The sequence below is a fragment of the Prauserella marina genome (assembly GCF_002240355.1).
Classification (GTDB): Bacteria; Actinomycetota; Actinomycetes; order Mycobacteriales; family Pseudonocardiaceae; genus Prauserella_A; species Prauserella_A marina.
In genome coordinates, this window is the sequence record NZ_CP016353.1 from 4772830 (window position 1) to 4799609 (window position 26780).

Sequence of the window (26780 nt, forward strand, 5' to 3'; positions counted from 1 at the left end):
GATGGCGCGACTCGCCTCCATCATGAACCTTGACACCGGTGGCAAGGTCAAGCACGCCGGGAGATCAGGCCCTGCGGTTCCAGCCGAGCAGCCACATCAGGTAACACCCGCCGAGCGCGCCGGTGACGACGCCGACCGGCAGGGTGTGTTCCGTGGCCGTGGTGGCCAGCACGTCGGATGCCTGCAACAACAGGGCGCCCATGAGCGCGGAAGGGATCAGCGGGCATGTTCCCGACCGGCACAGCAGTTTCGCGAGCTGCGGCGCGGCGAGCGCGACGAACGCGATCGGACCGGCGGCGGTGACCGCCGCGCTGAGCAGAGCGACACCGGCGGCGATGAGCAGGAACCGGTCCAGTTCCACGCGAAGGCCAAGTCCTCGTGCGTGCTCGTCGCCCATCTCCAGCATCCGCAGCGAGGGCGCCAACGCCAGCACGAGCGGAACCAGCACGACCAGCGTGACACCGACCGTGGCTACGTGTCCCCAGCCCCTTCCGTCGAGGGTGCCGATCAGCCAGTTGGCCGCCGACTTCGCGTCGTAGAACTCCGCGCGGGCCATGAGCATCGAGTTGGCGGCGACAAAGATGGCGTTCATGCCGATGCCGACGAGCACGAGGCGATGGACCCTGATGCCGTTGTTGAAGGAGACGAGGTAGATGAGCGTCGCCGACAGTGCGCCACCGGCGAGCGCGCCGAGCCACGTCGGCAGAGCGGCCGTGCCGAGCACGGTCAGCGACAGCAGCGCGCCGGTCGCCGCGCCGGAGCTGAAACCGAGAATGTCGGGGCTGCCCAACGGGTTGCGGGTCAGGCTCTGGAACACCGCGCCGGAAAGTCCCAGTGCGAGCCCGACTTCGATGGCGGTGAGCGCCCTCGGCAGCTGCCAGTCGTAGACGATGGCCTCGTCGCCGGGACTGCCGTTGCCGGAAAGTGTGTTGAGCACGGCGGAAACCGGCATGACATCGGAGCCGGGCAGCAACGCGATGAACCACAGGACGGCGACGGCGACGGCAAGCGCGACACCGACGAGCAAGCCTCGCGGGCTCACCCGCAGCGACAGCGAGCCGAGCCGGACCGTAGGTGACCTGACCGTGGTGCTCACAGCTGCGCCAACTTCCTTCGCCTTGCCAGCAATACGAAAACGGGGCCGCCGAACAACGCGGTCATGATCGCCACCTGGATTTCGCCGCCTGACAAGAGAATTCGTCCCGCGATGTCCGCGGCGAGCAACAGGACCGGAGCGAACACCAGGCAGTACGGGATGAGCAGCCGGTAGTCGGGACCGGTGACGTATCTGACGAGATGCGGGACGGCGAGCCCGACGAACGCGATCGGGCCGACCGCCGCCGTCGTCGCGCCGCACAGCAACACGATGGCGCCCATGCCGACGATCCTGGTGAGCCTGACTTTCGAACCGAGCGCGCTCCCGGTGTCCTCGCCGAGCGCGAGCGCGTTGAGCGGCTTCACGAGGGCCAGCGCGATCAGCAGGCCGGCGGCGACGAACGGAACGGCCTGCCACGCCGAGGTCGCGTTGGGGACGTTGAGCGAACCGATCACCCACGACCGGTACTGCGCGAACGAGGTGTTGTCGAAGTAGACGAACCCGTTGGTGAACGCGGTCAGCGCGGCGTTGACGGCGGTACCGGCGAGCGCGAGGCGCATCGGGGTCGCCGCGAACCTCGCCCGCGTGCCCAGCAGGAACGTGGCCACCGACGCGATCGCCGCACCGAGGAATCCAAACCAGACGTAGGCGGTGAAACCGGTCAGCCCGAACGTGCTGATGGCGGCGACGACCGTCGCCGAAGCCCCCGCGTTGACCCCGAAGATCCCGGGGTCGGCGAGCGGATTGCGGGTCAGCGCCTGCATGAGCGCCCCGGCGATCGCGAGCGCGGCACCGGCGGCGATGCCGAGCACCGTGCGCGGCAACCGCATGGAATGCACCAAAGTGGAGTCGTAACCCTGCTCCGGCGACCACAGCAACCGCAACGCCCGGGCGAAGGACAGCTCGCCCGATCCGATCCCGATGCTCAGCACGGCGCAGCCGAGTAGCGCGAGGACCCCCGCGGACAAGATCAGCGCGTGTGGCATGGTCCGTCCTCGCGCGCGCCGCCGTGTTCGTTCCGTCCGCTCGGGGAGTGCTGTTACCCCTGCCACAAGCCATCCTCTCTTCCCTCAATCCGCTCATGAGGTTAGCCTCACCTAAAATAAAGCGGTAGGGCGGCATGGCGAGGAGAACACGGGGCATGACGATCTTTCGGTCACCTGTCACGAGGCGGCGCTTTCTTGGCGTAGCGGCGGGAACGGCGGCCACCGCCGCGCTCGCCGCCTGCACCAACAGCGCCAACACCGGCGATGACGGGAACACCGGCGACGCGGGGGCAACGCCCTTCGACTTCACCGACGACCGGAACGAGCGCGTCCAATTGCCAAGCACACCAGGCAACATCGTCATGTACGCGGGTTCGGCGGCCGCGCTGTGGGAGTACGGCATCCGGCCTGCCGCGCTGTTCGGCCCGCAGCGCCTCGGCGACGGCACCCCCGACCCCCAGGTCGGCAGGGTCGATCTCGACTCGGCCGTCGACCTCGGCAACGCGTTCAACGAATTCGACGTACCCCGCTACATCAAGACCCAGCCCGATCTGCTGGTCAGCATGGTCGTCAACAACCAGCAGGGATTGTGGTATGTCCCGGAGGACTCCGCCGACGAGATCATGAAGCAAGCCCCCTCAGCGGGAATCATGATGGTGCAAAAGAACGCATCGGCCGTCATCGAGCGCTACGAGCAACTGGCGAAGGCGCTCGGCGCCGACATCGAGGCCCCCGGCATCACCAAGGCCAGAGGTGACTTCGAGAAGGCCACCGCCCGGCTGGCCGACGTCGCGAAGAGCAAGAACGGCCTGCGCGTACTCGCGGTGTCCGGCACGGCGGAAACACCGTATCTCGGCAATCCGCTCGCGCACGCGAGCCTGCGCTATCTCCACGAGGCAGGGGTGCCCATCATGAACGTCGGCGACCAGCCCGAGACCCAGACCTGGGCACCGGACATCACCTGGGAACAGATCAACAAGTACCCGGCCGACGTGATCCTGCACGACGTCCGCACACAGTCGCTGACACTCGATCAGCTCAAGGAGATCGACGTGTTCAACCAGCTTCCCTCGGTGCAAGCCGGAGCGCTCATCCCGTGGCGCACAGAGAACCCGTACAGCTACCACTCCTACGCCCAGATCGCGGGCGAGGTCGCGGACGGCCTTGAGCGGGCGAAGGCGGGAATCGCCTGATGGCGGGAACGCCCGCCCGCAAGCCCATACCCTGCGAATAAAGGAATCCGCCCGCGATGCGCCTCGGCCGCCTGCTGATCGACCTCAGCCCATTGCGACAGAGCCCCGGATTTCGCGTCGTGTTCGCCGCGCGAACGGTGTCACTGCTCGGACTCGGACTCGCGCAGGTAGCGCTGCCGTTCCAGGTCTACCAGCTCACCGGATCCTCGGCGCAGGTCGGCCTCGTGAGTCTCGCGATGGCGGTGTCGCTGCTCGTCGGCACGCTCACCGGCGGGGTACTCGCCGACCGGATCGACCGCAGGAAGCTCATCGTGCGCGCCCGCACGCTCGCGATCGTCGCGGGGGCGGTGCTGCTCGGCAACGCGCTCATGCCGGTGCCTTCCCTGTGGGCGCTGTACGTCGCCGACGTCGTCAACGGCTTCGCCGGGGGACTCAGCTCGACCGTGCTGATGGCGGTCTCCCCCGCGCTCGTCGGCCGCAAACACCTTGCCGCGGCCGGAGCGCTGATGACGCTGACCACCCAGGTCGGCGCCATCGTCGGCCCCGCGCTCGGCGGCGTGCTCATCGCGGGCCCCGGCCTCGGCACCACCTACGCGTGCACGCTGGTCGCGCTGGTCGCGACCGCGCTGCTGCTGCGGTTGCTGCCCAGCCTCCCGCCCGGAGGGGAACCCGGCGAAGAGCGGCAACATCCCTTGCGGGCCATGGGCGAAGGACTGCGCTACGTGGTCCGGACCAAGGTCGTGCTGGGCCTGATGGTCATCGACCTGTTCCCGATGTTGCTCGCGATGCCCTACGCGTTGTTTCCCGCGGTGGGCGCCGAGCGGTTCGGTGACGATCCCGCGGCCGTCGGCCTGCTGTACACCGCGCCTGCCATCGGCGCCATGCTCGCCGCGTTGACCAGTGGCTGGACCGGCCGGGTACGACGGCCCGGCTGGGTGCTGAGCGCCTCGGTTCTGGTGTGGGGCATGGCGATCGTCGGTTTCGGACTGTCCACTCCGATGTGGCTCGTCGTCGGATTCCTCGCCATAGCGGGATTCGGGGACAGCGTCTCGGAGATCCTGCGGCGCGCGCTGCTCCAGGCGCACACCCCCGATCACCTCCAGGGCAGGGTGTCCGCACTGTGGCTGTCGCAGGCGACGGTCGGCCCGTCGGCCGGCAACGCGGTGTCCGGATTCGCGGGACGGCTACTCGGCACGAGTGTCGCGCTCGTCGGCGGCGGCGCGCTGTGTGCCGCCGGTGCGATCGGTTCCGCGCTCGGCATGCGAGGGCTGCGCGAAGCCAAGCTCACCGGGCCGGAACCCTCACCGGAAAGCACGGAACGCGCGACCGAAGGCTGACCGGAATGCCCACTGTGGGCATTCCGGTCAGGACGGCCGATGGCGCAGCAGGTCGCCAGGCTGGCAGTCGAGGACTTCACAGAGCCGCGCCAGCGTGGAAAACCGGATGGCCTTCGCCCTTCCGTTCTTGAGCACGGACAGGTTCACCACGGTGATGCCGACGTGCTCGGCCAGCTGGGTGAGCGTCATGCCCCGCTCGGCGAGCAGGTCGTCGAGATGCACCGAGATCGGGGACTCTTCGGCGCGCTCTTCCGGTGGCATCAGATGGTTCCTTCGAGTTCTTCCCGCATCCGCACCCCGATACGCAGGATGTGGGCGAAGGTCAGCGCGGTGACACCGGCGGCGATCGACCACCACGGGAAGGACCCGAACCAGTCGGCAGGCCAGCCGTCGCCGGGCGAGCCGACAAAGAAACCGCCGCGCAGAACGAAACCCGACACCGCGAGCAACAGCCCGGCGAGCGGGACGCCGATGAGCACGAACCAGCCGAGCGAGGACAGCGCACGGGGCACCGAGGCGGCGTAGGGGCCTTCCCGTGCCGCGGCCCGCAGGAAACGCAGCAACAGCACCAGCGCGATCAGCGTGACGATCGCCTGCGGAAGCTGCTGCCCGAGACCGGCGGCCTGCTGAGCGAAGGTGGGATCATCGACGCACACCCTCGCCCCACCCCGCGTCGAATACGCCCCTGACGCCAGCGGGCCCGCACCGCCCGCCGCGTCGGTACACACGGGCTTGGCTCCGGTGCCGGGAAGCCAGCCGAGCGCGGCGACGCCCGCGATCGCCACCGCGAGCGCGGCGAGCCCGATCCCCCAGGTCACCACGCGCGTGATCCGCGTCAGCAGTCCGAGGGGATTCCATTCCGTCCGCACTGCTCGCACCTCATCGCTCCACGACGCTTATCGAATCTCGATAACAACGATAAACGATATTATCGAGATTCGATATGCGCAACCGCGCGCGCTAACCGTGCCGGTCGAGCGATTCGGCCAGCACCGCCACCGTTCTACCCTCGAACACCTGCCTCGGGGTCAGCTCGATTCCCCACTCCTTCGCGGCGTTGACCAGCCGCACGGCGAGCATGCTGTCGCCACCGAGTTCGAAGAAGTCGTCGTCGGCGCCGACCGTGTCCAGTTCGAGCACCTGAGCGACGACCTCACACAACCGTCGCTCCCCTTCGGTGCGCGGCGCCCTGCCGGTGACGAGCGACGAGAAGTCCGGCTCCGGCAGCGCGGCCACGTCCAGTTTGTTGTTGACCGTGTAGGGAAGCGCGTCGACGGCGACGACGACCGAGGGAACCGCGTGCGGCGGAAGGACTTCGGCCAGTCTCGCCCGCAGTGGCCCCGGATCGGCGACGACGGCGTAGGCGACGAGCCTGCGGACCCCGCCCGCTTCGTGCGCGATCACCGCCGCCGCGCGCACGCCCCGCTCGGCCCGCAACGCCGTCTCGACCTCACCGAGTTCGACCCGGAATCCCCTGATCTTGACCTGATCGTCGGTTCTGCCGAGGTAATCGAGTAGTCCCTCGTGCGTCCAGCGCACCAGATCGCCCGTGCGGTACATGATTCCGCCTCCGAAGGGATCGGCGACGAACCGGGACGCCGTCCTCGCGGGATCGCCGTGGTATCCACGGGCGACACCGCCGCCCGCGAGGTACAACTCGCCTGGCACGCCCGGCGGGACCAGCCGCAAGCGCTGGTCGAGAACGTAGGCACGCGCGCCACGCACCGGCCTGCCGATGACCGGCCGCTCCGATTCCGCGACCGGCGCGATCGTGGAGTCCACTGTGGCCTCGGTCGGACCGTAGAGGTTCACCGCCTCGACACCGGGAAGTTCCCGCATCCGCCGCCATTGCGGTTCAGGGATGGCTTCGCCGCCGACCCCGATGGTCAGCAGCGCCGCCGCGCCGCCGCCTTCCATGAGCCCGTTGTCCATGAGGGCGGCGAACACGCTGGGCGCGACCTCTATGAAGTCGATGCGGGCCGCCCTCAGTTCCCGTGCCATCGCGGCGGGATCGCGGCGCAGCTCCTCGTCGAGCACGTGCACGGCGTGTCCCCCGTACAGCCACAACAGCGGCTGCCACGACGCGTCGAAGGCGAACGACCAGGCGTGCGCCACCCGCAGTCTTCGTCCCCCCGCGCGCAGCACCGCCGGTTCGTGCAGATCAAGGCGGTGGCTGTGGAAGAGATTGACGATGTTGCGCTGTTCGACGACGACGCCCTTCGGGGTTCCCGTCGACCCCGACGTGTAGATCAGGTAGGCCGCGTCCGTTTCGCTCAGCGGGCCTCCCCTTTCCTTGTCGCCGACCGGCTTCGGTACCTGCTCTTCGGGTGGATTCAGTACCGTCAGCAGGGTTTCGGTGTCGATCGTGACCGATGGCGCGGCGTCGGCGATCATGAACCGGATCCGCTCGGCCGGGTATCCAGGGTCGACGGGCAGGAACGCGGCGCCGAGCCGGTGCACGCCGAGCACGGCGGCCACGAATTCGGGGACGCGGTCGAGCACGAGCGCCACGATGTCCCCTCGGCGAACCCCGCTATCGAGCAGCCACCTCGCGAGCCGGTCCGCCGCGAGGTCCAGTTCCGCGAACGACCACCGCTTTCCGTTGCCGGTCAGCGCGATCGCCTCCGGCCGGGTGCTCACCTGTTCGGCGAACAGGTCCGTCAGTGTCTGCCCTGCCGACTCGGGTGCCTCCCTGCTCAGCCACGAGGTCACCGCGGCGTGCTCGTCATCGGTCAGCAGCGCGATCGATGCGGCGGGGCGGCGCGGGCCGGAGACGACGGACCGCAGCACGTCTTCCAGTCCGCGCGCGGTGCGCTCGATACGGGTGCGGGCGAACACGTCCGGCCGGTACTCCAGGACAACGCGGAAACGTTGCCCAGGGTAGACGGCGACGGTGAGCGGATAGTGCGTCGCGGAGCGGCCACCCGCGCGCCACACGTCGAGTCCCGCCGCCCGTGCCTCGGCCCGCACCTCGTCGGCCGCGACGGGAAAGTTCTCGAAGACCAGCAGCGTGTCAAAGAACGCGCCAGGACCCGCTTCCCGCTGAATATCGGAAAGCCCGACGTGATCGTGATCGAGCAACGCCGACTGTCGTGTCCACAAGCGACGGATCTCGTCGGCGATCGTTCCCGGCCCTCCCGTGCTCACGCGCACTGGAAGCGTGTTGATGAAAAGCCCTGGAACCGATTCGGCGCCTGGCAGCTCGGGAGGACGGCCCGAAACGGTGGTACCGAAAACGACGTCGCAGCGGCCCGTCGAGGCACCGATGACGACGCCGAGCGCGTATTGCACCAGCGTGTTGATCGTGACGCCCAGCTCTTTCGCCGTCGCCGCGAGCTGATCGACCAGTTCCGACGGGAGGTCGAGAACCACGTCCTCGCTGTCGGCGAGCGCCGATGGCGGAGCGCTCTCGGCGAGATAGGTCGGTTCGGTGACCCCGGCCAGCGCCTTAGCGTACGCCGAGGTCGCCGCCCGGACCGATTCGGCACTTCCCTTGTCCCGCAACAGGTTCAGGAAGTCCCGGTAGCCCGGTCCTCCGCGCTCGGTATGAGTTCCCGCGTAGCGCGCGAACAGTTCCCTCGACAGCAACGGCAGCGACCAGCCGTCGAGGATGATGTGGTGATTGGTCAGCACCAGTCTGTGCTCGTCGTCGGCGAAGCGCACCAGCAGATACCGCAGCAACGGCGGCCGGTCGAGGGCGAACCGGCGCCCCCGCTGCCCCGCGAGCAGATCACCAAGAGCCGCTTCCGGATCGGGCTCGGCCGACACGTCGGCGAGCGCGAATTCCACGGCGGTGGGCTCGATTCCGAGCTGGTTCGCGGTCAGCGACACCACCTCGTCGGTGCCCTTCGGTGCCGCGAATCCCGCCCGCAGGTTGGGATGCGCTTCGACGAGGCCGGTGATCGCCTCACGGATCCGGCCGACGTCGAGCGGACCGCTGATCCCGAGCACGAGTTGCATCGTGTAGACGTCGAGGCCCGAACCGTCGAATGTGGACAGGAAGTACAGGCCGCGCTGCAAGGGGGTCAGCGGAAGCGGCCCCTCGCGATCCTCCGGCTCGTTCACCGGTGCCGGTGCCGCTTCCGACGCCTCGGCGAGTGTCGCGACGGTCGGGTTGTCGAAGACCGCCTTGACGTCGACCCGCAGCCCCTTCGCCGCGGCGAGGCCGACCACGCGCATGGCCGCGATCGAGTCGCCACCCAGCGCGAACAGATTGGCGTGCCTGCCAACGGATTCCATACCGAGCACGGTGGTGAACACGTCGTGCAACGCGTGCTCGGCATCGCCGCGCGGCGCCTCCTCGCCCGCGATCGCCGAACGGTCGGGAGCGGGCAACGCCCGCTTGTCGACCTTCCCCGTCGCGGTGAGCGGGAAGGAATCCAGCTCCACGACGAAAGCCGGAACCAGGTAATCGGGTAGCAGGGCGGCCACGTGTTCCCGCACGGCGCCGGGATCCAGCGAACCGCCGGAGCCGACGACGTAGCCGACGAGGGTGTTGCCGCCTTCGGCGAGCGGGTGCGCGGCCGCCGCCGACGCGGAGACACCGGGATGTGCGCTCAGCGCCGCCTCGACCTCGCCGAGTTCGACCCGCTGCCCTCTGATCTTGACCTGGTCGTCGGCCCTGCCAAGCAGCAGAACGTTCCCGTCGGGGGTGATGACACCGAGATCGCCCGTGCGGTACATCCTCGTTCCCGGTTCGGCCGCGAACGGATCGGCGACGAATCGCGCCGCGCTCTCGGCCCTCGCGTCCAGATAGCCACGCGCGAGCCCCGTCCCGGAGAGGTACACCTCGCCTACTACGCCGTGGCGAACCGGGCGAAGCGCCGTGTCGAGCAGGTAGCAGCCGGTGTTGTCGATCGGGGTTCCGACCCCGCTTCCCGGCTTGGCCGCGAGGCAGGCAAGGCTGTCCCCGCTTGCCTCCGAACTGCCGTACAGGTTGGCGACAACGGCGCCGGGCAGCAGCGCGCTCGCGCGTTCGGCGAGCGCGTCGGCCAGCGGTTCGCCACTGCACACCCATTCCCGCACCGAGGAGAGCAGTCCCTCGTCCGCGCAGTCGAGCAGCACCGAAAGCAGACTCGGCACGAGCGTGATCCTGCGTGCCTGATACCGGTGGGCGAGTTCGGCCAGCGCGCGGTGATCGCGTACCGCGTCGTCGGCGGCGAGCACGACCCTCGCTCCGGAGAGCAAAGCCGACAGCAGCTCCGTCGTGGCGTCGACGAACGTGATCCTGCTCTTGGCGAGCACGGTATCGCCGATGTCGAGCGGCCTGGTCCGCGTCTGCCATGCCAGCCGGTTCGCGAGCCCACGCCGCGTGCCGAGCACCGCTTTCGGAGTCCCCGACGACCCCGAGGTGAACAGCACCGAGGCCAGGTGTTCGCCGCTGACGTTCCCGAGCCGGGGTCTGCCGGTTCCTTCCGCCTCGGCGGGATCGATGACCCGCGCCCCTGATTCGGGCAGCAGGGCGCGGTGCGTCGCGGTGGCGAGAATCCACTGTGGCCGCACCGTGTTCAGCATCGAGGCGAGCCGGTGTCGTGGCTGGTCGACGTCCAGCGGGAGGTAGGCCGCGCCGCTGATGAGCACCCCCAGCAGGCCGATCACCAGTTCGGCCGTCCTCGGCAGCGCGATCCCGACCACCGAGTCCGCATCGGCTCCCTCCCGCTGGAGCAGCGCCGCGACGTCTTCGGCCGCCGTGGCGAGTTCCCGGTAGCTCCAGGTGGTGTCCCCCGCCACCAGCGCCGTCGCGTCCGGAATCCTGGCCGCCTGCTCGACGAACCACCTGCCGAGGTCGGGCGGCACGGCGACGCTGTCTCCCCGCGACACGCTCCCGCTGTGCTCGTCGTCGCCGGGATCGAAAGCGCCGAGCGCGCGTTCCGGCGTGGCCACGAATCCGGCGAGCAGCGACGACACCGTCGACAGCAACCCGGCCGCTTCCTCACCGGAAAGCAGGTCGACCCGGTAGGAGAGGCGGAGCCGGAGCCGGTCGCCGAGCGGATCGACAAGCAGCATCGCCGGATAGTGGCTGCTGTCCTCCGGTTCGACGGCTTCGATGGAAAGCCCGCTGGCGCGCTGGATGGCGGCCAGCCGATCGTCGTCGATCGGGTAGCTCTCGAACACCACGGTCGTGTCGAACAGTTCCGGCAGTCCCGCCGCCCGCTGGATGTCGCCGAGCCCGAGATGCTGGTGCGCCACGAGATCCGCCTGCGCGGCCTGGTGGGCGCGCAGGAAACCCGGCAGCGACTCGGCCTGCCGCAGCTTCGCCCGCACCGGGACCGCGTTGATGAACAGCCCTATCATTCGCTCGACGCCGGGCACATCGGCGGGACGGCCGGACACCGTCATCCCGAACACCACGTCGTCGCGTCCGGTGAACCTGCCGAGCGTCATCGCCCACGCGGCCTGAACAAGCACGTTGAGCGTGACCCGTTCGGAGCGGGCGAGCTCCCGCAGTCCCGCCAGCAGTTCGGAGCCGACACCGCCGGTGAGGGTCACCGATTCCGCGGGGTGACCCGGTCGCGGCGAGCCGATCAGCGTGGGCTCGGTGAAGCCCTCCAGCGCGCGCCGCCAGGCCACCATCGCGGCTTCGGTGTCGCGAGTGGACAACCAGGCCAGATGATCGTGGTAACGCGCAGCGGGAGGCAGCGCCGCCGCCGACCCGCCATCGGCGTAGACCGACAGCACCTCGCCGATCAGCAACGGCGACGACCAGCCGTCGAAGAGAATGTGCTGGGTGAACACCACGAGCCGGTACTCGGCGGGGCCCTTCTTCGCGACGAGCACCCGCATCAGCGGTGGCCGCGCCAGGTCGAACGGCTCGCGCCTCAATTCGCCGACGCGGGCCCGCAGCGCGGCCTCCTTGTCCGGCTCGGCACTGACGTCCACATCGGACCAGGGGATCTCGACGTGCTCGGCGATGACGTTGACCGGCTTGCGCAACCCTTCGCCATAGACGGCGCCGCGCAGATTGGGGTAGCGGTCGAACACCCGCTCCATCGACCGCTTCAGCAGCGCGGAGTCGAGCGGGCCCGCGAGATCGAGCGACAAGGTCACGGTGTAGAAATCAGGGCCGAGCGCCGACTGTACGTAAAACCCTTGCGCCAGCGGCGACAACGGCAGGATCTCGGCGAGTTCGCCGTTGCCCTCGCGGGCCCAGCGGGACCGGACCATCGCCTCCTCGTCGGCGGTGAGTCCCGGCGTCGGTCGCGTGCTTTCCGTCGCCGGTTCGCCGGTGAGCCTGGCGGTGACACCGGCGAGCCCGCCGAGGGTGGGGTGCTCGAACACCGCCCTCGGTTCGAAAACCCAGCCCGCTTCACGCGCACGAGCCAGCAGTCTGATCGAGATGATCGAGTCACCGCCGAGCGCGAAGAAGTTGTCCTCGATCCCGGCCTTGTCGAGTTCGAGCAGTTCCGAGGTCAGCTCGCAGAGCACCTTCTCGGCGGCCGTGCGCGGCGGCACGTACCCGGCACCGTTGCCGAAACCGGGATCGGGCAGGGCGGCGACGTCGATCTTGTCGTGCACCGTCAACGGAAACTCGTCGAGTGCGACAACGGCGGCGGGCAGCATGTAGTCGGGAAGAACGGACGCCGCCTCCGCCCGCAACGCGGCGGTGTCCAGCACGCCGTCTCCCCTGACGTAGGCGACGAGCCTGTCACCGGTCGTGGTGACGACGCACTGCCGGACGCCGTCCTGCGCGGCGAATGCGTGCTCGATCTCGCCGGGCTCGATGCGCAGTCCCCTGATCTTGACCTGGGTGTCGGTGCGGCCGTGGTACAACAGGTCGCCCTCCGCCGTCCACGTGCACACGTCGCCCGTGCGGTAGAGCCGCGCGCCCGCGGGCCCGAAGGGATCGGCGACGAACCGTTCCGCCGTGCGCCCTGAAAGCCCGAGGTAGCCATAGGCCACCCCGGCACCGCCGAGGTACAACTCGCCGCGCACGCCGATCCCGACGGGACGCAGCCATTCGTCGAGCACGTAGCAGCGCTTGCGCACATCCGGCTTGCCGATCGGGATGATCGCTCCCGCGAAGCCGGGATCGGCGGCCCACATGGTCGAGTTGACGGTCACCTCGGTCGGCCCGTACGCGTTGACCATGCGATGCTCACCGGCCCACCGGGCGACGAGTTTCGCCGACATCGCCTCGGTGCCCACGGTGAGCGTGCAGCCGCGAGGAAGGCATCCCGGCCCTGGAAGGGAATTCACCACCGAGGGCGGGATCACCGCGTGTGTGAGCGCGGCCCGCTTCGCGAACTCCCCGAACGCCTCCCCCGCCCTCGCGTGTCCGGGGACGATCACGAGCGTTCCGCCGGAGAACAGCGTGTGCGACAGTTCCGCGAACGTGACGTCGAAGCCGGGGGTCGCGAACTGGCCGCAGCGGCAGCCGTCCAGCGGCCCCACGGCGCGCTCGAACGTCGCGACAAGGCTGGCCAGCCCCGAGTTCGGCACGACAACGCCCTTGGGCTTGCCCGTCGATCCCGACGTGAAGATGGTGTAGGCGGGATCGGCAGCGCGGGTCAGCGACTCGGTCGCCAGCGGCTCGGCGCTGGCGGCGGCCCGCTCCGCCGCCACCGCCGGGTCGTCCACCGTGAGCACGGGGGCGCCGGATGCCTTGTCCGCGAAGGCATTTGTGGTGAGGACCAGCCTCGCCGAGGCGGTCCGGAGAATGTGCGCGATCCGCGCGGCGGGGTAGCCCGGGTCGACGGGAACGTACACGGCGCCCAGCGCCGCGATCGCCAGCATGCCGGTCCACACCTCGGCCGAGCGGGGCAGCAGCACGACGACGTTGTCACCGGAGCGTACGCCCCGTGCGGCCATGACCCGCGCGAGTTTTCTCGCCCTCGCGGCGAGTCGCGCGTAATCGGTCCGCTCGACACCATCCACGATGGCCTCACGGTCGGGTACCCGTTCGGCGTGCGCGAGGAAGAGCCGCCACAGCGTGGTGTCAGGTACGGAATCCGCGCTCCCGGCCGTATCGGAGCTGGCGGCGCTGCTGTTGAATTCCTCGACCACTTTGGCGTGCTCCGCTTCGCCGAGCACGGGAACGGAACTGAGCCTCGCCGATGGATCCGCGAGTACTCCGGTGAGCAACAGGGTCAGCGCGTCGAGCAACCACTCCACGGTGCGTTCGTCGAAGAGCGCGGTGGCGTAGGAGGCCGCGACCGTCAGCCGCTCGTCCCACTCCGTGAAGTCCAGTGCGAGGTCGTACTTGGCGACCGCGTAGTCGGGCCGTTGCCTGCGAACCCGCAGTCCCGGAAATTCCGGCGTCCGCTCCGAGCGGCGGTTGTGGGCGACCGAAACCTGGAACAGGGGGTGTCTTGCCAGCGACCTGCGCGGGTTGAGCAGTTCCACCACGCGTTCGAAGGGCAGGTCGCGCCAGGCGAAGGCTTCGGCGTCGGCGGCCCGCACCCTGCCGAGTAGTTCGGCGAAACTGGGATCGCCCGACACGTCCGTGCGCAGCACGACGGTGTTGACGAAAAGGCCGACGAGTTCGTCGAGCGCGGCGTCCTCTCTTCCGGAAACCGGGGCTCCGAGCGGAATGTCCGTACCGGCACCCACGGCGCGCAACAGCGCGGCGACGGCGGCCCGCACCACCATGAACGGGGTCGCGTCGTGCTGCCGCGCCACCTCGGTGATCCGGCGAGCCAGCGCGGGCGGCAACTCGCGCTCCACGATGGCGCCCTCATGACCGGCGTGAGGCGGGCGCGGTCTGTCCGTGGGGAGCGGGATCTCCTCAGGCAGATCGGCAAGCGTTCGTGTCCAGAACCGTTCGGCCTCGGCGACGGGCTGCTCCCACTGCCATTCCGCGTAGTCCGAATAGCTCACCGGAAGCGGTTCGAAAGAGGGCGAGGTACCCGCGATCCGTGCCAGGTAAGCGGTCGCGAGGTCGCGAAGCAGCGGCGTGACCGACAGTTCGTCGGCGGCGTGATGGTGCAGCAACAACAAAAGGCTGTACTCGGGCCCGGCTTCGTGGTGCAGGGTGACCCGCAGCGGCGGTTCCTGGTCGATCGCGAACCGGTGGTGCAGATCAGCGGTCGTCACGGGACCGCGAAGATCCACGACAGGCGCCGCGCTCTCCGAGGGAAGAACCCGTTGCCCCGGCACCCCTCCGGTGTCGGCGAGCAGCGTACGCAACGGCTCGTGCCGGGCGACGAGATCGGCAAGCGCCGCACGCAACGCGCCGACGTCCGGCTCCCCGGTGATCCGCAACAGCAACGGGATGTTGTAGTTCGAGGCAGGCCCTTCCAGCCGGTACAGGAACCACAACCGTTGCTGGGCAGGCGAAAGCGGCGCGTCTCCTTCGCGAGCGCGACGCACCAGCGGTGCCCCGGCGGTCTCCTCACGGGCGGCAAGCCGCTCCGCGAGTTCGGCCACGGTCGGCGCCGCGAACACGTCGGTGACCGAAGCCGATGGGAAACCGGAGGCCCGCAACGTCGCGACGAGGCGTACCGCGAGCAGCGAATGCCCGCCGAGACCGAAGAAGCCGCTGTGCGCTCCGACCTCCCGTGCGCCGGTCAGCTCGGCGAACAGTCCGGCAAGCCACCGTTCGGTCTGAGTGCGAGGCGCGACGGGGGCTCGCACGTCGTCCAGGTTTGGCCCCGGGTTCACGACGCGGGTCACGCCTGAGCCGTGCATGCGCAGGGCCGGATCGGCGACGACGGCCCTGAGCAGCGTCAGCCAGCGCTCGATCAGCGAGGCGATCCGCTCCCCTTCGAAAAGGTCGGTGCGGTACTCGACCGCTCCGGCCAGCGCCGCTCCTCCATCGCGCTCGCTGAGGTTGACCGTCAGCTCGAATTTCGCCGTTCCCGTGCTGACGAGCCGTTGCCGCACGGAACACGACCCGAACTCCTCGGTCGAGCCCAGCGGAGCGTGGTAGGCGAACAGCGCCTGGAACAGCGGATGTCTCGCGGTCGATCGCGCGGGGTTGAGCTGCTCGACAAGACGCTGGAACGGCAGATCCTGGTTGTCGAAAGCGGCGAGATCAGCAGCGCGAGCGCGCCCGACGAGTTCGGTGAACGTCGGCGAACCCGAGGTGTCGACCCTCAGCACCACCGAGTTGACGAAGAACCCGACGAGGTCGTCCAGCGCCGTGTCGGCCCGTCCGGCCACCGGGGTACCGAGCACGATGTCGGAACCGGCGCCCCAATCGTCGAGCAGCGCCGCGAAAGCCGCGTGCAGCACCATGAACAGCGAGGCGTCGGTGTCCTCCGCGATGCGCCGCAGGCCGTGCACCAGCTCGGCAGGCAGGTCGAATTCGAGGGTCGCGCCTTCGGTGCCAGCCACCTCCGGATATGGCCGGTCGGTGGGAAGCGCCAGCTCGGGCGCACCGGCCAGAGTCTCGCTCCAGAACGCGAGTTGCCTGCTCGCGAGCGCGCTCGGCTGCTCGCTCTGGCCGAGCAAGGTGCGCTGCCAGCGCGCGAAGTCGGCGTAGGTGGCCCGCAACGGTACCCACTCGGGCGCCTCGCCGCGCTCGCGCGCCGCGTAAGCGAAGGCGAGGTCGTCGACGAGTGGCCGCAACGACCATTCGTCGCCCGCGATGTGATGCAGTACCAGGAACAGCACGTGCTCACCGGTTTCGGTGACGCGAAACAGCCTTGTCCACAGTGGAATCTCGGTGGAAAGGTCGAATTCGTGCCGGACCGCGTCCGTGGTGACCTCGGCCAGTTCGGCTTCGGCGATGTCCTCGGCCGATGGCGCGAGACCGGTGAGGGCGCTCAGGGCACACACGCGCTGCGACGGCTCGCCGGGTGCGGTGTCGTCCACGACCGACCTGAGTACGTCGTGCCGCGCGACGAGATCGCCGAGCGCCGCTCGCAGCGCGTCGATGTCGAGTGGTCCGCGCAGCCGCAGTTCGAGCGGGATGTTGTAGGCGGGTCCCGTTCCCGACAGCTGCCGGAGGAACCAGAGCTGGCGTTGCCCGAAGGACAACGGCTCCGGGCCATCGGAGGTGCCGCTGACGATTCGGGGCCGGTCGTCGGCTGCCACGAGTCGCGTGGCGACCAGCGCTGGGGTGGGCGCGTCGAAAAGGTCGCGTACGGCGAGCCGGGACCCCAGCCGCTCTCGCACCAGAACGGAAAGCCGTACGGCCAGTAGCGAATGACCGCCGAGCGAGAAGAAATCGGTGTCCGGCCCGACGTCGTCGGCGCCGAGCAGTTCGGCGAACAACTCGCACAGCACGCGTTCGGTCTCGGTAGCCGGTTCCCGTGCGGGACCGGGGGCCCCGCTCGCCGTCCACACCGGAGGCAGCTGTTTCCGGTCGGTTTTTCCGTTGGGGGTCAACGGGAACTCGGCGAGTACGACGAACGCGGAGGGCACCATGTAGTCCGGCAGCACGGCGGCGATGCGCGCTCCGACGTCCTCGGTGTCCAGCCCCGGATCGGCGACCAGATAGGCCACGAGCCTCATGTCGCCCTCGGCGAACTCACTCGCAACGACGACGGCCTGTTCGACTCGCTCGTCGGCGCTCAGCGCCGCCTCGATCTCGCCCAGTTCGATGCGGAAACCCCGTACCTTGACCTGGTGATCGGTACGGCCCAGCACGATGAGCGCGCCGTCGGCCCACCTGGCGAGATCACCGGTGCGGTACATCGTGGTGCCGGATTCGCCGAACGGATCAGCGACGAAGCGCTGCGCGGTCAGCCCCTTCCTGCGGTGGTAGCCGAGCGCGACCCCGGTACCCGCGAGATACAGTTCGCCCGCCATGCCGTCAGGCACCGGACGCAGCGCGTCGTCGAGCACGTAGGCGCGGGTGTTGGCGATGGGCGTTCCCACCGGAGGGCTCGCCTCGTCGGCGAGGTGCCGGCTCGCCGACCAGATCGTCGTCTCCGTCGGGCCGTACACATTGGATACCTCGGCGCCCGCCGCCCGCATGGCGGCCACCAGTTCCCCTGGTACGGCTTCACCACCGGCCAGAGCCCGCAGTCCGGCAAGGGAATCGGGAGCCAGCTCCACCATTCCCCGCCACAGCGAAGGCGTCGCCTGCATGACGGTCACGGCATGCTCACCGATCGCGTCACCGAGCAGGGCCGGGTCCCTGACCGTGTCGTGCCCGGCCACCACGAGTGTGGCCCCGCTGAGCAACGGAAGGTAGAACTCCAGCGCGAAGATGTCGAAGCCGACGGTGGTGACGGCGAGCAGCGAATCACCCGTCTCCAGCGGAAACCGATGCGACATGCCGTGCAGGAAATTGACGAGTGCCTTCCTCGGCACCACGACGCCCTTCGGCCGCCCCGTCGAGCCCGAGGTGTAGATCATGTAGGCAGGGGCGCTCGCGGGTGGCCTCGGCTGCTCCGGTAGCTCCTCGCGAGCGGCCCAGCGGTCACGCGCCTCGTCGAGAGCCAGCAGCGGTACGAAATCCGACCTTGGCGCGAGATCCGTTGTGGACACCAGCAGCACAGGATCCGCGTCATCCAGCATGAAGCGGATCCGGTCGGCCGGATAACCGGTGTCGATGGGCAGGTAGGCCGCGCCGAGGAACTGAACGGCGAGCAGCGCGCACACCACGTCGCTCGTCCTCGGCAGTGCCACCGCGACGAGGTCGCCCTCGCCGACCCCGCTTTCGGACAGCAATGTCGCCAGCCTGCGCGACGAGGCAAGCAACTCACGGTAGGAAAGTTCGCCGTCAGGGGCGCGAACGGCGATCGCGTTCTCATCGGCCCGCGCGGCTGCCGCGATGAGACCGGGGACCGTCGCCTGCTCGTCGAAGGAGAACGCGGTGTCGTTACGGTGCTCCACAAGGACGTCACGTTCCGGAGGCGATACGAGGCTCAGGTCGGCGAGCGTCGTCTCCGGCGAGCCGCACCACTGTTCGAGCAGCGACAGAAACCGGTCGCGATGAACGCCCAGTTCCGCCGCGGAGTACAGCCGGGGGTTGGCGTCGAAGGTCAGCCGCGGCGCGTCGGAGCCGTTGGCCACCGCGACGGTCAACGTGAGGTCGTCGACGCCACCTGCCGCGAGCGGAACGCTCTCCACGGCACACTCGCCGAAGGTTTCCGCCGTGTCGAACGGTTTGACGTTGACCCACGGCCCGATCAGCCTGCGACCGGAACCGAGCAACCGCAGATCCCTGCGCAGTTCCTCGGAACGGTAGCGCTGGTGACGACGCAGCTCACCGAGCTTCGCCGACACGGCCGCGATCAGCTCACCGACTCGCGACGACGGTTCGACCCGCAAGCGCAACGGCAGCACGTTCACGGTGGTACTCGGCACCCGCATCGCGACGGAGCCGAACCTGCCCATGAACGGCATTCCCAGCACGATGTCACGCAGGCCGGTCGCGAGGTGGAGGTAACAGGCGAACGCCGCCGTGATCGCCTCCGGCGTACTGGTTCCCGTCGCGGAGACCAGTTCGGCCAGCCGCCGCGAAGCCGAAGGCGGCAGTTCCCCTTCGTCTCGCAGGAATCCGGGCGCGGGCAGTGCGGTTCCCGGCGCGAGCCCGGTCACCTCGACGCCGTCGGCGAACTCCGTTCGCCAGAAGTCACGGTCGTCCCGCCGTCGCGGCGAATCGAGGTAACGGCGGTCGTCGGCGACGAGTTCGGCGAGCGGGGCGAACCTGGCCGGTGGCAGGTCGGCACCGGTGGTCGCGCTGGTGTAGTGCGCGGCGACCCTGCGCACGATCATCGTGAACCCGAAGGCGTCGGCGAGGATGTGGTGCAATCGCTGATACCACAGGCAACGCCGCCGTCCGACGACGAAGATAACCTGACGGGCGAGCGGCCCCTCACACAGGCCGACCGGGGTCGCGAGGTCGCGGGACATGGCCTCGCGGGCCGCGGCGACCGGGTCTGCCTCGCCGGTGAGGTCGACGACCTCGGCCGTACCGCCCTGACCGGAACCGAGTACGCGCTGCCTTGGCTCACCGTCCTCCTCGGTCAGCACCAGCCGCAGTACGTCGATCTCGGCGGTCGCGGCGCCGATGGCCGAGCACAACGCCTCGACGTCCACCGGCCCGCTGAGATCGACGTAGCGGGCGGTGAGGTAGGCGGGGCTGTCGCGGTCGAGTTGTTGTGCGGCCCAGATCGCGTGCTGCGCGCCGGTGAGCGGCAGCGTGTTTCCGGTGTCCCCGGCCTCACTCATCGGGTTTCGGTCACCTCGTCCACCACTCGGCCGGAACGCTGAGCGGGATCGCCCGGCACCGGTTCGGCTGGATCGTCGCCGAGCGCGATCTGCCGGTTGCGCGCGTCGACGTGGACGACGGAGGGCCGGTGAGCACGTGCCTCGGCGTCGTCGAACGCCGCGTAACTCATCACGATCACCAGGTCACCCGGATGGACGAGATGAGCGGCGGCGCCGTTGACGCCGATGACCCCGCTGCCCGCCTCGCCGCTGATGGCGTAGGTCTCCAGCCGGTTTCCGTTGGTGATGTCGACGACCTGCACCTGTTCGCCCTCAACGATGTTCGCCGAGGCGAGCAGGTCGGAGTCGACCGTGAGCGAGCCGACGTAGTGCAGGTCGGCCTGCGTCACGGTCGCCCTGTGGATCTTGCCGTTCATCAGAATGCGCTGCATACCTGGTCCCTGCTGGATGTGTGCTTGAGCGGCCTCGTCATCGGGAGCCGGTGACGGCCGTGTGCCAGCCCCTGATCGTGGGTTCCTCGGCGAGCTGGACGAAGTTGACGTCGGCGCCCCTCGCGCGCCACCGCTCGACGAGGTGCATGATGCGGATGGAGTCGAGTCCGATGTCGACGAGGTCATCGTCGTCGGAGACCTCGGAGCTGTCGGCTCCGAGAAGTTCCAGCACGTCCGACCTGATCGCGTCGATGCTCAGTGTTTCGCCGGCTGAGGCCATTGTTCGTCCCTGGTCGTATCGGTCGCGAGTTGTCTTGTCAGTTCCGTTGTGGACAGCACGACTCCGCAACGCGCTGCCGCGTACCGCAGCGCCATCTCGTGATCGGCGAGCGAGAAGTCGGCGACCGCGTCCGCGACGAGAAACGGCTGCACGTCCTGCATGAACGCCTCGCATGCGGTGAGCAGGCAACCCATGTGCGCGTATATTCCGGTGACGAGAAGCTGATCCCGGCCCCATTTCGCGATCCGGGTCCTGAGATCGGTACGCTGGAACGCGCTGTAGCGCCATTTCGTCAGCAACAGATCATCGGCGGCTGGGGTGAGTTCGGTGATGATGGCTTCTTCTTCCGGAACGGCGCGCAACCCGGGCCCCCACAGGTCGCGGAGCAACTGCCGGTCGGCCGGTCGCTGGTCGCCCGGTTGCGCCGAGTAGACGACCGGAATGCCGAGTGCCCTCGCCTCGGCGGTCAGCCGCATGATGTTGGGCACCACCGTGGCCAGCGGCTGACTTTCGGCTGCGTAGGCGGCGACGAAGTAGCGCTGCATGTCGTGTACCAGCAGGACGGAACGGGCCGGATCGGCCACCCAGCCCGCCGTGCTCTCCGGCAGCTCGTGCTCGGCCGGTACCCGGTAGGGAGCGATGGTAGGCAGAGACAACTGTTCAGAACTCCTTTCGCCGCAACGCTTCGGTGATGGCCCGGCGGAGCGCGGCTTTGCTCACCTTGCCGACGGGGGTACTCGGGAATTCGGCGACGAGACGGATCCGGTCCGGAAGCTTGTAGTCGGCCAGTCCTCGCTCGCGCAGAAACCGGCGCAGCGTCACGGGTTTCGGCTCCGCTCCGGACGCGGGGATCACGAAGGCACACGTGCGCTCGCCAAGGAAGTCGTCCGGCATGGACACCACGGCCACGTCGTGCACCGCCTCGTTGGCGAGCAGGTGGTTCTCCACCTCTTCCGCGGCCACCTTCTCGCCGCCCCTGTTGATCTGGTCCTTGGCTCTTCCCTCGACGACGAGGTTGCCCTCCTCCGTCATCCGCACCACATCGCCGGTGCGGTAGAAACCGTCCTCGGTGAAGGCACTCGCGTTGTGCTCGGCCGCGCGGTAGTAGCCGCGAATCGTGTAAGGGCCTCTGGTGAGCAGGTTGCCTTCGGTACCGCGTGGCAGGTCGCGGTCTTCGTCGTCGACGATCCGGATCTCGTCGTCCGGCGATATCGGCCTGCCCTGGGTACTCACGAGCACGTCGCCGGAATCGTCGAGCCTGGTGTAGTTGACGAGCCCTTCCGCCATGCCGAAGACCTGTTGCAGCGTCACGCCGAGTTCGGGACCGACTCTTCGCGCGGCCTCCTCGCTGAACTTCGCCCCGCCCACCTGCAAGACCCGCAGCGAGGACAGGTCGTTTTCGCTCGTCTCCGCCGCCCGCAGCCAGGCCAGCGCGAGCGGCGGAACGACGGCGGTGATGGTCACCCGCTCCGATTCGATCAGCGGGAAAGCCACGTCGGGAGCAGGTGACGGGGCGAGCACCACGGTTCCGCCCGCGAAGAACACGCCGAGCGACCCGGGCGAGCTCATCGGGAAGTTGTGCGCCGCCGGCAACACGACCAGATAGATACTGTCCTCGGTCAGCTCGCAGATCCGCGCGCTTTCCCTGACGCTGTACAGATAATCGTCATGGGTGCGCGGGATAAGCTTCGGGGTTCCGGTACTGCCTCCGGACAGTTGCAGGAAGGCGAGGTCCGATGCGGACGGTCCGGAAAGGACACCCGTTGCCCGCTTCGCCGCCAGGCTTTCGTAAGCGAGGTAAGGTCCCGCCTCACCGACCACGATCACGTGCCGCAGTCCTGGAACGGCGGCGGTGACCTTGTCGGCGAGTTCGGTGTAGCGGAAGCCGCCGTGCCGGTCGGCGATCACGTACGCCACCGCTTCGGTGAACTCGCAGAAGTAGCCGATCTCCGCGAACCGGTGTGCCGGAAGGGCGAACACCGGAAGGGCACCGAGCCGGAACAACGCGAACAGCAACTCGTAGTACTCGCCGATGTTGGGCAACTGCACGACGACCTTGTCGCCTCGGCGGATACCCAGTGCGGCCAGTCCATCGGCGATCGCGTTCGCCCGCTCGTCGAGTTCTCGGTAGGTCCAACGGCGCGTGCCATCGATGACGGCGACCCGGTCAGGGCTCCGGTGTGCCCGATCGGCCAGCAGTTCCCCGAAGGTCTGCCCGTTCCAGTACCCTGCCTCGCGATAGCGGGCCGCGAACTCCTCCGGCCACCCTGGCGCTTCGGCCGCGTTCACGGGGTCAGCTCCAATCCCATGGCACGCAACAAGGTCTGAAACTTCGCCGAGGTCTCGTCGAGCTCGGTGACCGGATCGGAACCGGCGACGATCCCGCCTCCCGCGTACAGGCGCATCGCCGATCCGGCCAGCTCGGCACAGCGGATCGTGACCGCCCACTCGCCGTCGCCGTCGACGTCCATCCAGCCGACCATGCCCGCGTAGTGGCCCCTGTCGAATGGTTCGAGTTCGCCGATGACCTCACGAGCGAGATCGGTCGGAGTGCCACACACGGCGGGTGTCGGATGAAGAGCCGCGGCGAGCTGGAGCGAGGTGACGCCAGGATCCCTCAGCACCCCCTCGATCGGCGTACCGAGATGCCACATGGTCGGCGTCGCCACCAGTTCCGGTCGCGGGGGAACCGCCAGCGTCTCGCAGAACGGCCGCAATGCGGCGGCGACCGCGTCGGTGACCATGGCGTGCTCGGCCCTGTCCTTGGCCGAGGCGACGAGCGCGGCGGCGTTGGCCTTGTCCTCGGCCGGATCGGCGCAGCGGCGCGCGGAACCGGCGAGTGGATGCGAGCGCACTTTCCTGCCCTCGCGGGAAAGCAGCAGTTCCGGACTGGCGCCGAGCAGCGTCGGCTCGTCGCCGACCGCGAAGGTGTAGCCGCCTGGGTTGCCCCGCACCAGGTTGCGCAGGATCAGCTCTGCCGGTACCGGTTCGGCGAATTCGAGATCAAGCGCCCTGGCGAGTACGGCCTTGCGCAGTCCGGTCGCGGCGATCCGGTCCGTCAGCGCGCTCACCGCGGCACGGTGTTCCGCCCGGCCCGGCAGCGAGCGCACCCGCGACGGCGGCACAAGTGGCGGTTGCGGACCCCTGGCGCCGCTACGCGGAAGCCCGCCGCCGACCTCCACTGTCTCGGGTATGGTCAGCGCCGCGCCGACCTTGTCGTGGAAGGGAAAGGCCCCGACCACAAGCGGTGCGCCCTGACTGTCGAGCGCGGCCAGCGCGCGCTCGGCCAGCGAGACCGCGTTGTCGGCGTGGACGTGCGCGGCGGTGCCCTCGCAGAGAATCGTGCGGCTCTCGGTGGCGAAAAACGAGCGAGGAGGCCGGTAATCGCCGAGTATCGTGCTCGCGTCGCGGCGGGTCATCTCGTCAGCCACCAAGAGCCGCCCCTCCGTCCACAAGCAATTCCTGCATCGTGATGTGCCCCGCTTCGGCTGAGGCGAGAAACAACACGGCCGCCGCGATGTCGCGTGGCAGCGCGATCTTCTCCAGTGGGATCCCTCCCTTGTGGTCGGTCGGCGAACCCGCCACGAGATCGGCGATGGCCTCGCCGGGATCCCTGTTTTCCGGCCACATTCCGCGCAGCATCGGCGTGTCGGTCGAGCCGGGGGCCACGACATTGCAGCGGATGCCGTGGCGGGCCAGTTCGAGGCCGAGCGACTTGGTGAACATGGTGGCGGCGGCTTTGGACGCCGCGTAACCGGCCATGCCCGCCCTCGGAACGGCTCCGGCATTGGAACTGATCGTCACGATGGCACCCGAGCGGCGGGGAATCATGTACCGCGCCACCGTTGTGCTGGCAAGGAAAACGCCGGTCGCGTTGACGGCGAACAAGGCGGCCCAGTCCGCCGTGGACATGTCGGCCGCCGCTCCTGTTCTCAGTACACCGGCTCCGTTGACCAGTACTTCGATCGGTCCCAGCTTCCGCTCGACGTCGGCGACGACCGCAGTGAGCGCGCTTTCGTCCGTGACGTCGACGGGAAACGCGGTGACCGCGTTGCCGCCGGCCGCGAGTGAGGCGACCGTCGCGGTCAGCGCGGTCGCGTTCGCGTCGAGCGCCGCCACGGTAGCTCCGCTCTCCGCGAAGGCGGCGAGTGTCGCGGCCCCGATCCCTTGCGCCGCGCCGGTCACCACGACAACCTGATCTCCGGAAGGCACCCCACGTTCTCGCACGGGGCCATCAAACATTAGGCAAGCCTTGCTTAACAAGAGGTAGGTAAGGCTTGCTTAATATCGTCGGACGAGGTCTTCGCCCTGGCCATCCCGCTGACCAGCCGTTATTCACCAAGTGGCGACGGTTGACGTGATTTCTTCAACACCCGACCGGACCAGCGGCAACAGCCACGGCCAACGGAGGCGCGGCCGCCGACGTTGTCCACATTGGTCAAAGCGGCGTGCTCGCTTGCGCCGGGCGATACGGGTGGGGTGCCGCCGACCCCGCCGGTTCGCTAAGGTCGCCCCCTTGCAGGCACATTCTTCGTGCGGGAGGTTCTCCGTGTCCGACGGCGTCACGATCATCGACGAGACTGTCCCCAGCGTGGCCAGGGTCTACGACGCGTTCCTCGGCGGCAAGGACAACTACGAGGCCGACCGGGAAGTGTTCCGGCAGATCGACGCCGTCGCGCCGCAGATGAAGGACCTCGCCCGTTCGGGACGGCGGTGGCTGATCCGGATGACCCGCTACCTCGCGAGGGAAGCCGGGATGACGCAGTTCCTCGACTGTGGGGCGGGACTGCCGACGGCGGAGAACACGCACACCGTCGCCCAGCGCGAGAATCCCGAAGCCAGGGTCGTCTATGTCGACAACGACCCCGTCGTCGCGGCACACGGCCGCGCGCTGCTTGAGGAAAACGACAGGACCCACCTCGTGATGGCCGATCTGACCGAGCCAGAGGCTCTGTTCAGCCACCCCGAGGTCACCCGCGCCATCGACCTCGATCAGCCGCTCGCGCTGTTCCAGTGCAGCACCCTGCACCATCTCTCGGACGAACGGGACCCGTGGGACATCATGCGGCGCTACCGTGACCTGCTTCCCGACGGCTCGTATCTCGCGCTGATCCACTTCCACGATCCCGAGGACGGCGGCGCGGCCAGCGAACTCGCGCGCTTCGTCGAGGACATATTCGCCAGGGGCAACATGGGCTCCGGCTATTTCCGTACACGGGAACAGATCGAGCGCTTCTTCGGCGACTTCGAGGTGCTGCCGCCCGGCCTCGTCCGGCTCAACGACTGGTGGCCGGACGGCCCCCACCTCCAGCCACACACCGTGGCCGACGACGTCGCGCTCGCCGCGCTCGCCCGTAAGTGACCCGCTTCCCCCACCCCGCGGTTCGCCGACCACGTCGGCGACCTGCTGGTCTCGACCTTCACCTTCGGTGATTGACCACTCGCCGAACGTGTAGCCGTTATCGCTGCCGGTCTCCCTCGGCGCACGGACTCGGGCCGGTGATGGTTGGATCAGCCGCGGGCGTCGAACACGCGGCGGATTCATGTTCGACGTGACACCCGAGGAACCTCTCGCGATGCGACGGCGTCCTACTCATCCGAGAGGGCGCTCCGCCGGGCGCAGCGAGCTACGGAAGGCACGGTCATGACCTACCCACCGCAACCAGGGCAGCCACAGTTCGGTCAGCAGCCAGGATGGCAGCAGGGCCAAGGCGGCGGTTTCCCTCAGCAGGGCGGCGGCTACCAGCAGGGCGGCCAGTTCCCGCAGGGCGGCGGCTACCCGCAACAGAACCCTTACGGCCAAGGCCAGGGCGGCGGCTTCCCTCCCCAGGAGCCGAAGAAGAAGACCGGGCTCTGGATCGGCCTCGCGACGGCCGTCGTCGTCATCGCGGCGTTCGGCGTCACCGCCTTCCTCGCACCGGGGTTCCTGCTCAGCGACGATGACGACAACCAGGCCGGCGGCAACGGCGGCACCACGACCAGCGAGACGCAGGCGCCGCCGCCAAGCGACGAGCCCTCGGAGACTCCGGCGATGCCCGGCACGCCCTCCGACACTCCCGAGGTGCCTGCTGGACAGGCCGGCGGAGCCCAGGAGCTCGCCAACTCCGTGGCACAGGGCTTCCAGAGCCAGGACGAGACCGCGCTGAACCAACTCGCCTGCACCGGCTCCGAGGACAAGATCGGCAGCTTCACCAAGGACGTCAACATGGTGACCAAGTACGAGCTGTCCGGTGACGTGCAGGAATCGGGAAGCACCGCCACCGCGACCGCCGATGTCACGCTGGAGAACGGCGGCCAAACCGCGAGCGGCGTCGTGACCATGACCTTCGCCAACGACGGCGGATCGTGGTGCTGGGACGACATGGAAGCCAACCCGAGCTGACCAGGGACC

At 68.8% G+C, this 26780-nt stretch carries 15 protein-coding genes; 4 read left to right on the plus strand and 11 right to left on the minus strand.

The genetic code is table 11. The annotated features are described in order from the left end of the window. Positions 1-64 precede the first annotated feature (64 nt). Together BAY61_RS22360 and BAY61_RS22365 are read right to left on the minus strand one after the other, a co-directional pair. Positions 65-1096, minus strand: coding sequence for a FecCD family ABC transporter permease (locus BAY61_RS22360; protein ID WP_091809558.1), 1032 nt, complete (start codon positions 1094-1096; stop codon positions 65-67). Beyond that, entirely contained in the window at positions 1093-2082 is a 990-nt protein-coding gene (locus tag BAY61_RS22365; protein WP_091809556.1) for a FecCD family ABC transporter permease, read from the minus strand. Before BAY61_RS22365 ends, BAY61_RS22360 begins: the two co-directional genes overlap by 4 nt. A 155-nt stretch (positions 2083-2237) precedes the next feature. On the opposite strand from BAY61_RS22365, the gene BAY61_RS22370 reads away from it, so the two are divergent. Together BAY61_RS22370 and entS are read left to right on the plus strand one after the other, a co-directional pair. Next, a complete protein-coding gene (locus BAY61_RS22370) occupies positions 2238-3275 on the plus strand; it encodes an ABC transporter substrate-binding protein (protein WP_170140309.1) in 1038 nt (345 codons plus the stop codon). A 56-nt stretch (positions 3276-3331) separates the two neighbouring features. Further along, complete coding sequence (gene entS, locus BAY61_RS22375; RefSeq protein WP_091809552.1) at positions 3332-4612, plus strand: enterobactin transporter EntS; 1281 nt, start codon at positions 3332-3334, stop codon at positions 4610-4612. A gap of 27 nt (positions 4613-4639) precedes the next feature. On the opposite strand, the gene BAY61_RS22380 is transcribed toward entS, so the two are convergent. The 9 genes from BAY61_RS22380 to BAY61_RS22420 form a co-directional block, all read right to left on the minus strand. After that, positions 4640-4873 (minus strand): helix-turn-helix domain-containing protein, encoded by a 234-nt coding sequence (locus BAY61_RS22380; RefSeq protein WP_091809551.1) that lies wholly within the window; start codon positions 4871-4873, stop codon positions 4640-4642. Beyond that, positions 4873-5490 carry a DUF2975 domain-containing protein gene (locus BAY61_RS22385; RefSeq protein WP_091809549.1) on the minus strand — a complete coding sequence of 206 codons (618 nt, stop codon included), beginning with the start codon at positions 5488-5490 and terminating at the stop codon, positions 4873-4875. The genes BAY61_RS22380 and BAY61_RS22385 overlap by 1 nt, the downstream gene beginning before the upstream one ends. Before the next feature lie 82 nt (positions 5491-5572). Continuing rightward, positions 5573-19678, minus strand: coding sequence for a non-ribosomal peptide synthetase (locus BAY61_RS22390; protein WP_091809548.1), 14106 nt, complete (start codon positions 19676-19678; stop codon positions 5573-5575). Then, entirely contained in the window at positions 19675-20109 is a 435-nt protein-coding gene (gene panD / locus BAY61_RS22395; RefSeq protein WP_091809546.1) for an aspartate 1-decarboxylase, read from the minus strand. Before panD ends, BAY61_RS22390 begins: the two co-directional genes overlap by 4 nt. 37 nt (positions 20110-20146) lie before the next feature. Beyond that, the gene (locus tag BAY61_RS22400) at positions 20147-20389 is read right to left on the minus strand and encodes a phosphopantetheine-binding protein (RefSeq protein ID WP_091809545.1); all 243 of its coding nucleotides are present in this window, start codon (positions 20387-20389) and stop codon (positions 20147-20149) included. Continuing rightward, on the minus strand, positions 20365-21045 hold the full coding sequence (locus tag BAY61_RS22405) for an isochorismatase family protein (protein ID WP_091809543.1): 681 nt from the start codon (positions 21043-21045) through the stop codon (positions 20365-20367). The genes BAY61_RS22400 and BAY61_RS22405 overlap by 25 nt, the downstream gene beginning before the upstream one ends. Before the next feature lie 4 nt (positions 21046-21049). Continuing rightward, positions 21050-22678 (minus strand): (2,3-dihydroxybenzoyl)adenylate synthase, encoded by a 1629-nt coding sequence (locus tag BAY61_RS22410; protein WP_091809542.1) that lies wholly within the window; start codon positions 22676-22678, stop codon positions 21050-21052. Further along, positions 22675-23820, minus strand: a complete 1146-nt coding sequence (locus BAY61_RS22415; RefSeq protein WP_245865344.1) for an isochorismate synthase — start codon at positions 23818-23820, stop codon at positions 22675-22677. Before BAY61_RS22415 ends, BAY61_RS22410 begins: the two co-directional genes overlap by 4 nt. Beyond that, entirely contained in the window at positions 23813-24616 is an 804-nt protein-coding gene (locus tag BAY61_RS22420; RefSeq protein ID WP_245865345.1) for a 2,3-dihydro-2,3-dihydroxybenzoate dehydrogenase, read from the minus strand. Before BAY61_RS22420 ends, BAY61_RS22415 begins: the two co-directional genes overlap by 8 nt. Before the next feature lie 322 nt (positions 24617-24938). Here BAY61_RS22420 and BAY61_RS22425 point away from each other — a divergent pair, with 322 nt between their 5' ends. Both BAY61_RS22425 and BAY61_RS22430 read left to right on the plus strand, forming a co-directional pair. After that, positions 24939-25751, plus strand: a complete 813-nt coding sequence (locus tag BAY61_RS22425) for an SAM-dependent methyltransferase (protein WP_091809539.1) — start codon at positions 24939-24941, stop codon at positions 25749-25751. A gap of 282 nt (positions 25752-26033) precedes the next feature. Next, positions 26034-26771: a hypothetical protein gene (locus BAY61_RS22430; RefSeq protein WP_091809537.1), complete on the plus strand. Its 738-nt coding sequence runs from the start codon at positions 26034-26036 to the stop codon at positions 26769-26771. Positions 26772-26780: the final 9 nt, after the last annotated feature.

Coding starts and splice junctions, on each gene's coding strand:
- BAY61_RS22365 (WP_091809556.1), bottom strand. CDS start 2,082: ATGCCACACGCGCTGATCTTGTCCGCGGGGGTCCTCGCGCTACTCGGC.
- BAY61_RS22370 (WP_170140309.1), top strand. CDS start 2,238: ATGACGATCTTTCGGTCACCTGTCACGAGGCGGCGCTTTCTTGGCGTA.
- entS (WP_091809552.1), top strand. CDS start 3,332: ATGCGCCTCGGCCGCCTGCTGATCGACCTCAGCCCATTGCGACAGAGC.
- BAY61_RS22380 (WP_091809551.1), bottom strand. CDS start 4,873: ATGCCACCGGAAGAGCGCGCCGAAGAGTCCCCGATCTCGGTGCATCTC.
- BAY61_RS22390 (WP_091809548.1), bottom strand. CDS start 19,678: ATGAGTGAGGCCGGGGACACCGGAAACACGCTGCCGCTCACCGGCGCG.
- panD (WP_091809546.1), bottom strand. CDS start 20,109: ATGCAGCGCATTCTGATGAACGGCAAGATCCACAGGGCGACCGTGACG.
- BAY61_RS22400 (WP_091809545.1), bottom strand. CDS start 20,389: ATGGCCTCAGCCGGCGAAACACTGAGCATCGACGCGATCAGGTCGGAC.
- BAY61_RS22430 (WP_091809537.1), top strand. CDS start 26,034: ATGACCTACCCACCGCAACCAGGGCAGCCACAGTTCGGTCAGCAGCCA.